Origin of the sequence: Streptococcus sp. NPS 308, assembly GCF_002355895.1 — a bacterium.
In the GTDB taxonomy this organism is placed as follows: Bacteria; Bacillota; Bacilli; order Lactobacillales; family Streptococcaceae; genus Streptococcus.
Window position 1 is genome coordinate 1349055 of the sequence record NZ_AP017652.1, and the last position, 12575, is coordinate 1361629.

A 12575-nucleotide genomic window follows, 5' to 3' on the forward strand; every position below is an offset into this window, starting at 1 on the left:
ATACTGTTTTCAAAAAATTTGTCTGGGAATTTCAAACTGATTACTTGGACCTTTCAAAAAAATCAGGTAATCCTTGTGACTACCTGATTTTCTATGTTTTAAGCATTTTGCCAATTTTCTTGGTCTTCTTTAAAGCGTTTTAAGAGAGCCAATCCCTCTGGTGTGATGTAACCTTCTTCTTGGGCTAGGTGAATGAGCTCGCTATAGTTAGATAGTGTCACCAATTTGACTCCAGCATCCGCAAAATTCTTATCGGCTTTTGGTAGTTGATAACTAAAAATCGCTACGACACCAATAACGTCTGCCCCTTCACGTTTAGCAGCTGCCACGGCTTCTAGTACAGAACCACCAGTTGAAATCAAATCTTCGACAACGACCATCTTTTGACCTTGGGCTACACGGCCTTCGATTTGGTTGCCTGCTCCGTGGTCTTTTGGTTTGCTACGGATATAGGCAAAGGGCAGATTCATCTTATCAGCAATGATGGCTCCGTGAGGAATCCCTGCTGTCGCTGTTCCTGCAATCACTTCTACCTCTGGAAAGGCTGCCTTGATAGCATCTACAAAACCATTTTCAATCAAGGTTCTAGTTTCTGGGTAAGCCAGAGTCACGCGGTTATCTGTATAGATAGGTGACTTGATACCCGATGCCCAAGTAAAAGGCTCTTCTGGTTTAAGGTAAACTGCCTGAATTTTCAATAGGTGGCTAGCAATGTCTTTAGCAAGTGTCATGGTTTTCTCCTTCTTATCCTTACATCTCTTAGCGAATACGCTTTAGGCCCAGTCTCGTGTCCATTCTTCCTTGATAGCATGGTAGGCTGCTACAGGGTCTTCCGCCTGCGTGATTGGACGACCTACTACAATGTAGTCACTACCGATTTGATAGGCCTGACCAGGAGTCACTACGCGTTTTTGATCCGCTGCTTCAGCACCTGTTGGTCGAATACCTGGCGTCAAGCAAATAAAATCTTCATTTGTAGCTTCCTTGATGAGTTGAGCTTCTTGGGCTGAACAAACCACACCATCTAATCCAGCTTCTGCTGTTTTCTTAGCATAGTGAATCACTGATTCTTGCAGACTCGTTTGAATATTTTGGCAGTCTTGCATCTGTTCTTCGGATGTTGAAGTCAGCTGGGTCACTGCGATGAGAATTCCCTTATCTCCCAACCCTTCACGCGCAGCCTGCATCATTTCAACCCCACCTGCAGCCTGAACATTGGTCATATCGACACCCAAACTAGACAAGATTTTCATGGTCGATTTGACTGTGTTTGGAATATCATGCAACTTGAGATCCAAAAAAACGCTATGTCCTAATGATTTCAAATAACGTACAACTTCAGGGCCTACCGCATAATAGATTTCCATTCCAACCTTGACATAGAGTTTTTCCTCTGCTGGAAAAAGGGCTAAAAATTCCTTTGCTTCTTCAAAACTTGGAAAATCTAGGGCAATGACCGGGCGACTCTCACGCATATATTTCTCCTTCTCATTCTTCTTGCAGTCCACCAAACTCCTTAAAAGGACTATGAAAAAAGGAACCTGCTAGCAGCAAGGTTCCACGAAAAATGGGTAGTCTCCACCCTTTCACCGTCTAACCTTAGCTGCCTCTCTGGACTGCTTTAAAGGTTTTTTACTATTCTATTATTTATATAGGAACTTGTCAAGTAAAAACTGGCCTTTATTGTTGTTGCTGTTGTTTCTTTTCTTCAGCTTCTTTTTCTTCCTGTTTTTTCTTCTCAGCTTCCTGTGCCTCTTTTTTAGCTTTTTCCTCAGCTTCTTCCAAAAGTTTATCCGCTAGGCTCGTACTATAGATTCCAGCTTCCATATCGATAAAACTCGGTTCTGCTAGTTGTGGCTTAATTTTGCTGTAATAAGGCAATTTTTTACTCAACTCTGACAAGGGAACCAAGATCTCATCTGTATCTAGCATGGTGATTTTTAGAAGATCTGCAGTTGCCTTACTTGGGGCTAGTTCGATCTTCTGGATTTGACTCTTTATGTCCTCACTGATGCTAGAAAGACCCGAAATCAGATCCTTCACCTGCTGCTCATCGTTAAAGGTAACTGTTAGGTAGGTCTCAGGCAGGTTCAAAAGGTTGACAGGGCTTGAGTCAATTGTCCCACTAGACAGGATTGGATAGTGGTCTTCACCTGTCACATAGTAGCCCACAATCTCAAACTCTTTGACTTCAATCGTAAAGTTTGTTGGAAATTTGTAGTCAATCGTTGCTGACTCTATCCAGTGATTCGACTTGATCTGCTCAGCGTGCTTGTCCTTGTTCAATAACAAAGACAAGGTATAGTCACTATCCTGAATGCCAGAAACCTGTTTAATGTCATCCGCTTGGGTCTGGACATTCCCCTTAACCTCGATATGCTTAAGAGTCGAAAGAGGAGTCAAGAGATAGATAGAAAGGAGGAGAACCAGAACACTCGGCACCAAGATACTGACTGCCCTCCAAATATGAACAGGAGCAATTTTCGGCTTGGCAGGTTTTTCTGGCTTTTCTTTTTTCTTTTTCTCTTTCTCTTTTTTTACTTCGCTGGCTTCCTTTTGAGCTTTCTCATCTTTCTCGGAGGGTTTCTGACTTGGACTTGTATCTTCCTCGTCGGACTGACTCGAGGATTTCTTGGCCTCCTCCAATAACTTCAAGTTGGCTTCCTTTCGAGCTTGTTTTTCCTTTTCCTTCTCCGCAGCTAGAGCAGCTTCCTCCTCAGCCTTCTTTTTCAGGTATTCTTGGTTCCGTTTCTGCCATTCAGACAATTCTTGTTTCTGGTTTGATTCTTTTTTCTTATCCTTTGACATTGGTTTTCCTTATGATAAGTCTTTTCTTAGTAGGGCATAAAAATCATTAAGAGATTTCAATTCAGTTGAAGCCTTCATACTAGCTTGGTATTGGTCCTTATGACTAAGCAGGTGACTGACTTTCTCCTCCAAGCTTTCCAAGGTCAATTCTGTCTCTTGGAGTTCTACTGCATAACCCTTTTTAACAAAATAGGCAGCATTTTCAATTTGGTCTCCTCGGCTCGCCTCACGTCCAAGAGGGACAATGAGATGGAGTTTAGCCATAGCCAAGAGTTCAAAAATCGTGTTAGCCCCACCTCGAGTCACCACCACATCCGCCATCTCCATCAAGGGTTGATAGAGATCCGTCACATAGTCGATACGGAAGAGATTTTGGCTCAACTCATTTAGGCTAGAATCTCCTGTCAGATTGATGATATTGTAACGCTCTGTCAGTTCTTTCTGATGGTCTGTCACTAATTGGTTAAATACACGAGCTCCTGCAGAACCTCCGACAAATAATACGGTTGGCAATTTGGGATTAAAGTGAGTTTGGATATCCACCAACTCGTCTGGTTCTGGCGTCTCTTGATCTGTTACCTTGGTCACTGCCCCCACATGCTCGACTTTTGCAAGACTAGCAGGCTGCTCAAAGGTTGAGTACATCTTGGTTGCGAATTTATAGGCAATTTTATTGGCCAAGCCCATAGATAGGTCCGATTCGTGAATAAAGACAGGTACTCCTGACACACGCGCTGCGATAACCGGCGGTACTGAGACAAATCCTCCCTTAGAAAAAAGAGCCTGTGGACGCAGTCGTAACATGATAAAGAGGGATTGGACAATTCCCCAACCAACTTTGAAGACATCCAGCATGTTTTGCCAGGAGAAGTAACGACGTAATTTCCCTGTCGCTATGGAATGGAAGGTCACATCCAGACCTGACTTGAGGATTTCTTGGTGTTCGATTCCGTGTTTATCACCAATGTAGTGAACTTCCCAGCCGTCTTCGATGAACTTGGGCATTAACAAAAGATTGAGGGTGACATGTCCAACCGTCCCCCCACCTGTAAAGACAATTTTTTTCATATTATTCCTTTAACTCCGCTACTGTGTCGATGAAAAGATCTCCACGTACTTCAAAGTTAGCATACATATCCCAGCTAGCATTGGCAGGACTGAGAAGAACCACATCTCCTTGTGTCGCAAGCTCATAAGCCTTGCGGGTCGCATCAGCAATATCAGTCGCATCTACATAAGTCACACCAGCCTTCTCTGCTGCCCGTTTGACACGTTCTGCAGACTGACCGAGGATGACCATCTTCTTGAGCCCTGTGATATCTGGTACCAATTCGTCAAACTCATTCCCACGATCCAAACCACCTGCAATCAAAATGACCTTACTATTGTCAAATCCTGACAAGGCTTTTTGAGTAGCCAAGATATTGGTTGATTTGCTATCGTTATAGAATTTGACACCCTGAATTTCATCCACAAACTGGAGACGGTGTTTGACACCACCAAAGGCTGAAAGAGTTTCCTTGATGATTTGGTTATCTACACCACGTAGCTTGGCTACTGCAATGGTCGCAAGGGCATTTTCCACATTGTGGCTACCTGGAACACCAATCTCATCAGCTGCCATGACCTCTTCACCACGGAAGTAGAGCAGACCGTTTTCTAGATAAGCTCCATCAACCTTTTCCTTTGTTGAAAATGGTACAACAGTAGCCTCTGTTTTTGTGGCCAAGTCTTTTGCCAAGTCTTGGTTAAAGTTCAAAATAAGGAAATCAGCTGCTGTCATCTTATTTTGGATATTCCACTTGGCTGCCACGTATTCTTCAAAAGAGCCATGATAGTCAAGGTGGCTAGGCATGAGATTGGTAATGACCGCAATTTCTGGATGGAATTCTTGAACACCCATCAATTGAAAAGAAGAAAGTTCCATGACAAGCGTGTCCTTGGCTGTTGCAGTTTGAGCCACTTGACTGGCAGGATAGCCGATGTTCCCTGACAAGAGACCATGTTGACCGGCAGCAGTCAAAACTTCTCCAATCATCGTCGTTGTGGTTGTTTTCCCATTTGAACCTGTGATACCGATAATTGGCGCTTCTGAGATTAAATAAGCCAATTCCACCTCAGTCAGGACTGGAATCCCTTTCGCCAATGCCTTTTCAATCATGGGATTGCTGTAAGGGATACCTGGATTTTTTACCATCAGAGCAAAATCTTCATCCAAGAGCTCCAAAGGATGCCCACCAGTGACAACCTTGATTCCCTCTTCCAGCAAGCTTTGAGCCGCAGGATTTTCCTCAAAAGGCTTGCCGTCATTTACTGTCACAATAGCACCTAACTTGTCTAACAAACGGGTCGCAGACTCACCAGATTTAGCCAAACCTAAAACAAGGACTTTCTTATTTTTAAATTGATCGATTACTTTCATGTCTCAAACTCCATTTCTACTCCTACTATTTTACCATTTTTATGGAAATAATACTAAACGAAAATGCTCTAACTCTCATTATACAATAGAAAAAGAGAGCCGTAGCTCTCTTTCTATTTATCTTCTTTTGCTCTTTTTTACAGACATGAGCGTAATGTCTCTCAAGCTAAAGTAGGCTAGGGCCAGCATGGCGATTGTGACAAAGAATTCTGTCGGTAATTGGAAGATTTGCAAGATGGACAACATCAGCAAAATCAAGAGTGCAACAACTACAAAGACCAAGATAACGATATTGACTGTTCCTTTGATACTTTGGGGTGTCGCAAATACATAGAGTAGTAATAAGAGTATCCCTATGATTAAATAGACCATCTTTATCTCTTTCTAGCTCTTATTCAGCTGATTTTTTCTTTTTATTGGCTTTCTCACGCTCTGCCTTGTTAAGGATTTGTTTACGCAAACGGATAGATTCAGGCGTTACTTCCATGTACTCATCATCGTTCAAGAACTCAAGAGACTCTTCAAGCGTCAAGATACGAGGTGTCTTGATAACCGCTGTTTGGTCCTTAGTAGCTGAACGGACGTTGGTCATTTGTTTAGCCTTAGTGATGTTAACTGTCAAGTCGTTTTCACGAGAGTTTTCACCGATAATCATTCCTTCGTAAACCTCAGTACCTGGGTTGACAAAGATTGTACCACGTTCTTCGATAGACATGATTGAGTATGTTGTAGCCTTACCAGCATCGATGGAAACAAGAGCACCACGGTGACGTCCACCAATTTCTCCTGGAATCAATGGCAAGTATTGGTCGAAGGTATGGTTCATGATACCGTAACCACGAGTCATTGACAAGAACTCAGTTGAGTATCCGATCAAACCACGCGCTGGAACAAGGAAGACCAAACGAGTTTGACCATTACCAGTTGAAATCATATCCAACATTTCACCCTTACGTTCAGAAAGGCTTTGGATTACAGAACCTTGATATTCTTCTGGAGTATCGATTTGCACACGTTCAAATGGCTCACATTTAACACCGTCGATTTCTTTTACGATAACTTCTGGACGAGATACTTGAAGCTCATAGCCTTCACGACGCATGGTTTCGATAAGGATTGACAAGTGCAATTCTCCACGTCCTGAAACGGTCCATTTATCTGGTGAATCTGTTGGTTCAACACGAAGAGAAACGTCTGTTTGCAATTCTGCTTGCAAGCGTTCTTCCACCTTACGAGAAGTTACCCATTTTCCTTCACGACCTGCAAATGGTGAGTTGTTGACCAAGAAAGTCATTTGGAGGGTTGGTTCATCGATATGTAGGATTGGAAGAGGTTCAATGGCATCCGTCGGAGTAATAGTTTCACCAACAAAGATGTCTTCCATACCGGATACGGCAATCAAGTCACCTGCTTTGGCTTCTTGGATTTCACGACGCTCCAAACCAAAGAAACCGAAAAGTTTTGTAACACGGAAGTTTTTCGTTGTGCCGTCTAGTTTAGAAAGGGTAACTTGGTCCCCAACCTTAACCGTACCACGGAAGACACGACCGATACCGATACGTCCAACGAAGTCGTTGTAGTCCAAAAGTGACACTTGGAATTGCAAAGGCTCATCTGAGTTATCTACTGGAGCTGGGATGTGGTCGATAATCGTGTCAAAGATTGGCGCCATTGTTTTTTCTTGATCAGCTGGATCGTCTGATAATGAAGATGTTCCGTTAATAGCTGAAGCATACACTACTGGGAAATCAAGCTGATCATCATCTGCACCAAGCTCGATGAAGAGTTCCAATACTTCGTCCACTACCTCTGCTGGACGAGCTGATGGTTTGTCGATTTTGTTAACGACAACAATCGGTACAAGGTCTTGTTCCAAGGCTTTTTTCAATACGAAACGAGTTTGTGGCATGGTTCCTTCGTAGGCATCTACGACCAAGACAACACCGTCAACCATTTTCATGATACGCTCAACTTCTCCACCGAAGTCCGCGTGTCCTGGTGTGTCCATGATATTGATGCGTGTGCCATTGTAAGCTACAGCAGTATTTTTGGCAAGGATGGTAATCCCACGCTCTTTTTCGATATCGTTTGAGTCCATAGCGCGCTCTGCCAACTCTGTACGAGCGTCCAATGTTGAAGATTGTTTCAACAATTCATCAACGAGGGTTGTTTTACCGTGGTCAACGTGGGCGATAATCGCAATGTTACGGATATCTTCTCTTAATTTTGTCATGATTTCCTCTATATTATTTAAAATTTATTTTCTAACTGAGCAATTATACCACATTTTCAGTCAAATGACATAACTCAAGCAAGTGTAAATGTTTTCACTCTGTTTTTCTAGTCAAGGCAACTCTTTTCAAAGTCAGAGACTTATGATAAGATAGGCTGGTATGCGTTTAGATAGATTATTAGCCCAAGAAAAAATCAGTCGCAAGGCTATGAAACAGGCTCTATTAAAAAAAGAAATCCTAGTCGACGATAGTCCAGCTCGCTCCCTCGCTCAAAATGTCGACACTGGATTGCAAAAACTAGTCTTTCAAGGACGGCAGATTCAAGGATACGAGCACAGCTACCTCATGCTTCACAAGCCAAACGGAGTCGTTACAGCGAGCAAGGATAAGAAACTGCCAACCGTAATGGACCTCCTTCCACCTGACATCCAGTCTTACCAGCTCTATGCTATCGGCAGACTAGACCGCGATACGACGGGACTGCTCCTTTTGACAGACAATGGACCTTTAGGCTTCCAACTCCTTCATCCCCAGTACCATGTCGATAAATCCTATCAAGTGGTAGTAAACGGACCGCTCACGTCAGAACATATCCAAAAATTCAAGGATGGAATCGTCTTTCTAGACGGGACCACTTGTAAACCAGCAAAGCTAGACATTCTGTCCGCAAGCCCAACAGAGAGCCGGGCCTCCATCACAATCTCTGAGGGCAAGTTTCATCAAGTCAAGAAGATGTTTCTCTCAGTTGGTGTCAAGGTGACCTCTCTCAAACGAGTTCAGTTCGGTGATTTCACTTTAGACCCAGAACTATCAGAAGGTCAATTCCGTTCCTTGAATCCAGAAGAATTAGAGTTGATTAAAAAACACTTAGAAAAAAGTGGATAAAAGAAAAAAGCTTTATGTTTAAAGCTTTTTTGTTTTTACTTATCTAAAAAATATTGCGACGGCTAGAATCCAATTAAGTACAGAAACCACAAGTCCTATGATATTCAGAATTTTTTCTGTTTTATAGTTTAGTCCAGATTCTTTTTGGTATGAAAAAGCCAAGACCAATCCTATGATCCCCAAAATCAGACCAACTATTGGAAATAGCAAACCAAGGACGATAGATAAGATACCTAAAATAAGTGAAGGTTTTTTCTTTTGTTGTGAATTCATATTACAAAATCTCCTTAAATTTAATATAAATGATGATACCATAAAATGTAAGATTTATCTATCATTAAACAGTTTTTAACAGGATGTTAGCTCGTCTTGACCTTTCCAATCCAAGAATCCAATCCATAAGAAAGGATATAAATCTCAGAGAAACCTTGCTTTTTCAGATAGAGTGCTGCATTGGTCACTCGTTGTCCACGTTGGTTTTCGTAGAGAAGGACAGGTTTATCCTTGCGAAGGGCTGCAAGGCTTGACTTCAACTGATTTGAAGGAATATTGCGAGCTCCGAGGATATGTTTTCTGTGAAATTCTGCTGCATCACGGACATCAATCAACTGTCCTTTCCGAATCAAGGCTTCAAACTCTGCATTATCTACAATCTTAGCCGCACGACGAATACGAAGGTAGTTATACCCCATCCATGCTGCCATCGCCAGAACGATTCCCCACAAAACCCAAATTGTCATAAGTTCTTATCTCCATTTTTCTCTATGTAGTCTAATTCTATCTTGTGCTCTCTACGAAGAACAGCTTCCGCCTCTAGATAGTCTAGCTTGTCCATCAGACCTGCATCATAGATCCGAGAGAGTTCGAGCTTCATCAGTTCAATATCATACAAGCGCTTCCCCACATAGACAATAATGCCAAACTGTTTGAGAAATTGCTGCACATCATAGAATGTTTTCATAGCTTTCATTCTAACAGATTTTAGACTTTTTTTCAATACCAGTTTGGGTCTTTCCTCTCTTCCCTTCATCTTCTTTGCTCATTCTTCACCAAGTGTGGTACAATAAAAGCATGAGAATTCAACAACTACACTATATTATCAAAATCGTCGAAACTGGCTCTATGAATGAAGCAGCCAAGCAACTCTTCATCACCCAACCCAGTCTCTCTAATGCCGTTCGAGACTTGGAAAATGAAATGGGTATTGAAATCTTTATTCGCAATCCCAAGGGCATTACCTTGACCCGTGATGGGATGGAATTTCTCTCCTATGCCCGTCAAGTTGTCGAGCAAACCCAGCTTCTGGAGGAACGCTATAAAAATCCTGTCGCCCACCGCGAACTCTTTAGCGTTTCGTCTCAACACTATGCCTTTGTGGTCAATGCCTTTGTATCCCTACTCAAGAAAAGTGATATGGAAAAATACGAGCTCTTCCTTCGTGAAACTCGGACTTGGGAGATTATCGACGATGTCAAGAACTTCCGTAGTGAAGTCGGTGTCCTCTTTTTGAACAGTTATAACCGAGATGTTTTAACAAAAATGCTGGATGACAACCACCTCTTAGCCCACCATCTCTTTACAGCCCAGCCCCATATCTTTGTCAGCAAGACCAACCCTCTAGCAAAGAAAGATAAGGTTAAACTAGAAGACTTGGAGAACTTCCCTTACCTCAGCTATGATCAAGGGACTCACAACTCCTTTTACTTCTCAGAGGAGATTCTTTCACAAGAGCATCACAAGAAATCCATCGTAGTCAGTGACCGTGCCACCCTCTTTAACCTCTTGATTGGTTTGGATGGTTACACCATTGCAACAGGGATTTTGAACAGTAACCTCAACGGAGACAATATCGTTTCCATTCCGCTGGACATTGATGACCCGATTGAACTGGTCTATATCCAGCATGAAAAAACCAGTCTGTCTAAGATGGGCGAACGCTTTATCGAGTATCTACTAGAAGAAGTTCAGTTTGATAATTGATAAAAAATAAATATTAAAAGGGAAAAAGAAAAAGTTAGGAAATAGAAAGTGAAAAAGATACTACTGACCAGTGCTTTAATCCTTTCAATCGCAGGATTAGCACCCGCATCCGTCTTAGGAGAAGAAAATACAACTCAATCCACACCTGCTGTCAAGGAAGCAATTGCCAAAGATGATCAAAAAGATGCTATTGTTAAGGAGAATACAGAACCCGAAGTTCTTCCAAAAGTAGATGCGCAAGAAGCCAAACCCAAAAAGGAGGGCTGGTACCAAGAAAACTACCACTGGCGCTTCTACCAAGATGATCAACCAGCAGTGAACTGGAAACAAATTCAAGGCAAATGGTACTACTTCGACCAAAATGGTGACCGTCTCCAGTCCACTATCTATAAAGGTTATGCCTTTGACCAAGAGGGGGCCATGGTGGAAAATAGCTGGACTAAATGGGAGAATCAATGGTATTACGCTGATCCTTCTGGACGACTAGCTCAGAAAATCTGGAAAAAAATCAATGGTTCTTGGTACTATTTTGATCAAACTGGAATCATGCTCAGCAATACAAGCATTGATGGCTATTTCTTGGGTCAAAGCGGTGCCATGGCATCACACGGTTGGCAAGAGATCAATCAAGTTTGGTACTACGTTCTGCCGTCAGGAAAAATCTCTCAAGACAAATGGGAGAAAATCAACAGTACTTGGTACTATTTTGACAAAGAAGGAAGGATGTTGAGCGAAACAACCTTCAAGGGCTACCTCTTTAAGAAGAGTGGTGCCTTAGCTGAGAACAACTGGGTCAAAATCAAGGATACTTGGTTCTATGCTAGCGGTTCAGGGAGATATGTCCAAGACAAGTGGCAAAAAATCCAGGGCTCTTGGTATTCTTTTACTCATGATGGGGGAATGCTAGCAGATAAATGGCAAGGAAGCTACTACCTCAAGACCAGTGGGGCCATGGCTGAAAAAGAATGGATCTTCGACAAGACTTATAAGAGCTGGTTCTATCTAAAAGCGAATGGTCATTATGCAAATCAGGAGTGGATCGGAGCTTATTATCTCAAGTCTGGTGGCTATATGGCCAAAAGCGAGTGGATCGATGATAGTCAAGACAAAGGGCGTTACTATTTGGATGAAAATGGTCGCTATGTCACTGGAATTCACAAGATTTCTGGAAAAGACCATCTCTTCCAAAAAGATGGGAAATGGATTTCTGAAGTTTCAACTGAGGGTGGATTTGTAAAAGGCCAATACAGTAACACCATCTTCCTCGATCCTGGACACGGTGGTCGAGATTCTGGCGCCTTTTACTACAATGTAGCCGAAAAAGATCTCAATATGCAAATCTACCGTAAACTTCGTACCAAGTTAGAAGAACTAGGCTACAAGGTTCTCACCTCACGTGATAGTGATATTGATGTAGATTTCATTACAGAACGTTCCCGTATGGTTAATAAGACCAACTCGGATATTTTTATCAGTATTCACTTCAACGCTACTGGTAATACCTACTCAAAAGCAAGCGGTATTCAAACCTACTCCTATAGCGATGAACCTGATTATCCAAGTAAGATTAATCCATACTGGCACAACCATCCTGATCGCATTAGTGAAAGCAAACGCCTCGCTGCTGCTATCCACTCCTCTCTCTTAGCCGAAACAGGGGCTAAGGATGCTGGTCAGTTAGAAAGAAGTTTTGCCGTACTACGCGAAACAGCTAAACCAGCCGTCCTCCTGGAGCTTGGTTATATGGATAATTTCTCCGAAAACCAACAAATCAGAGATAGCCGCTACCAAGATAAACTGGTGGCAGGCATTGTAAAAGGGATTCAAAAATATTACGCTGGTAAATAAAAATAAAGTCTCGAGAAACCTCGAGACTTTTCTATTTGCCTTCTTTTTTATCTTTATCAGGAAAGAGGTAGCCAAGTCCTACACAAGCTAGCACTCCCGCACCAATCACCAGACCACTTGAAATTGGCAAAATATCAAAAATAGCATTTGCAATGATAAAGGCAATAATCAAGCACATCAGACTAGCCTTATAGTCTTTTTTCAAAAGATTTTCTAGAGTGAAATAGAGGAATAAGCCAACTGGAATCAGTGACCAGAGATTGACATCCAAGCTTGGCCATCCAACAGATCCGAAATACAATACTAGCGCTGCTGCTACTAAAAATACAAGTCCCAATAATTTTTTCATTTTTTGTCTCCATTTTCTTTTTTATTGACTTGAGTTGTCTGATACTGAC

The 12575-nt window shown here is 42.2% G+C and carries 14 protein-coding genes; 3 read left to right on the plus strand and 11 right to left on the minus strand.

The window, feature by feature from the left end:
- Positions 1 to 98: 98 nt before the first annotated feature.
- From pyrE to typA, 7 genes are all read right to left on the minus strand, one after another.
- A complete protein-coding gene (gene pyrE / locus SNAG_RS07060; protein WP_096407893.1) occupies positions 99 to 731 on the minus strand; it encodes an orotate phosphoribosyltransferase in 633 nt (210 codons plus the stop codon).
- 42 nt (positions 732 to 773) lie between these two features.
- Positions 774 to 1475 (minus strand): orotidine-5'-phosphate decarboxylase, encoded by a 702-nt coding sequence (gene pyrF, locus SNAG_RS07065; protein WP_096407896.1) that lies wholly within the window; start codon positions 1473 to 1475, stop codon positions 774 to 776.
- 205 nt (positions 1476 to 1680) lie between these two features.
- A complete protein-coding gene (locus tag SNAG_RS07070) occupies positions 1681 to 2808 on the minus strand; it encodes a cell division protein FtsQ/DivIB (RefSeq protein ID WP_096407898.1) in 1128 nt (375 codons plus the stop codon).
- A 9-nt stretch (positions 2809 to 2817) separates the two neighbouring features.
- Entirely contained in the window at positions 2818 to 3876 is a 1059-nt protein-coding gene (locus SNAG_RS07075) for a UDP-N-acetylglucosamine--N-acetylmuramyl-(pentapeptide) pyrophosphoryl-undecaprenol N-acetylglucosamine transferase (RefSeq protein WP_096407901.1), read from the minus strand.
- Between the two features lies 1 nt (position 3877).
- Complete coding sequence (gene murD / locus SNAG_RS07080; RefSeq protein WP_096407903.1) at positions 3878 to 5230, minus strand: UDP-N-acetylmuramoyl-L-alanine--D-glutamate ligase; 1353 nt, start codon at positions 5228 to 5230, stop codon at positions 3878 to 3880.
- 117 nt (positions 5231 to 5347) lie between these two features.
- The gene (locus SNAG_RS07085) at positions 5348 to 5602 is read right to left on the minus strand and encodes a DUF3165 family protein (RefSeq protein WP_000262665.1); all 255 of its coding nucleotides are present in this window, start codon (positions 5600 to 5602) and stop codon (positions 5348 to 5350) included.
- A gap of 19 nt (positions 5603 to 5621) precedes the next feature.
- On the minus strand, positions 5622 to 7463 hold the full coding sequence (gene typA / locus SNAG_RS07090) for a translational GTPase TypA (protein WP_096407906.1): 1842 nt from the start codon (positions 7461 to 7463) through the stop codon (positions 5622 to 5624).
- A gap of 160 nt (positions 7464 to 7623) precedes the next feature.
- Here typA and SNAG_RS07095 point away from each other — a divergent pair, with 160 nt between their 5' ends.
- Positions 7624 to 8349, plus strand: a complete 726-nt coding sequence (locus SNAG_RS07095) for a pseudouridine synthase (protein WP_096407908.1) — start codon at positions 7624 to 7626, stop codon at positions 8347 to 8349.
- Between the two features lie 39 nt (positions 8350 to 8388).
- Here the strand turns inward: SNAG_RS07095 and SNAG_RS07100 are convergent, their stop codons facing one another.
- The 3 genes from SNAG_RS07100 to SNAG_RS07110 form a co-directional block, all read right to left on the minus strand.
- On the minus strand, positions 8389 to 8622 hold the full coding sequence (locus tag SNAG_RS07100; RefSeq protein ID WP_096407911.1) for a hypothetical protein: 234 nt from the start codon (positions 8620 to 8622) through the stop codon (positions 8389 to 8391).
- Between the two features lie 86 nt (positions 8623 to 8708).
- Positions 8709 to 9089 carry a rhodanese-like domain-containing protein gene (locus tag SNAG_RS07105; RefSeq protein WP_000158173.1) on the minus strand — a complete coding sequence of 127 codons (381 nt, stop codon included), beginning with the start codon at positions 9087 to 9089 and terminating at the stop codon, positions 8709 to 8711.
- Positions 9086 to 9319, minus strand: a complete 234-nt coding sequence (locus SNAG_RS07110) for a YqgQ family protein (RefSeq protein WP_002874361.1) — start codon at positions 9317 to 9319, stop codon at positions 9086 to 9088. The genes SNAG_RS07105 and SNAG_RS07110 overlap by 4 nt, the downstream gene beginning before the upstream one ends.
- A 101-nt stretch (positions 9320 to 9420) precedes the next feature.
- Here SNAG_RS07110 and SNAG_RS07115 point away from each other — a divergent pair, with 101 nt between their 5' ends.
- The gene (locus tag SNAG_RS07115) at positions 9421 to 10329 is read left to right on the plus strand and encodes a LysR family transcriptional regulator (RefSeq protein WP_001222588.1); all 909 of its coding nucleotides are present in this window, start codon (positions 9421 to 9423) and stop codon (positions 10327 to 10329) included.
- Positions 10330 to 10377: 48 nt separating this feature from the next.
- Entirely contained in the window at positions 10378 to 12177 is a 1800-nt protein-coding gene (locus SNAG_RS07120) for an N-acetylmuramoyl-L-alanine amidase (RefSeq protein ID WP_096407914.1), read from the plus strand.
- Positions 12178 to 12208: 31 nt separating this feature from the next.
- On the opposite strand, the gene SNAG_RS07125 is transcribed toward SNAG_RS07120, so the two are convergent.
- The gene (locus SNAG_RS07125; protein WP_096407916.1) at positions 12209 to 12526 is read right to left on the minus strand and encodes a LiaF transmembrane domain-containing protein; all 318 of its coding nucleotides are present in this window, start codon (positions 12524 to 12526) and stop codon (positions 12209 to 12211) included.
- Positions 12527 to 12575 lie beyond the last annotated feature (49 nt).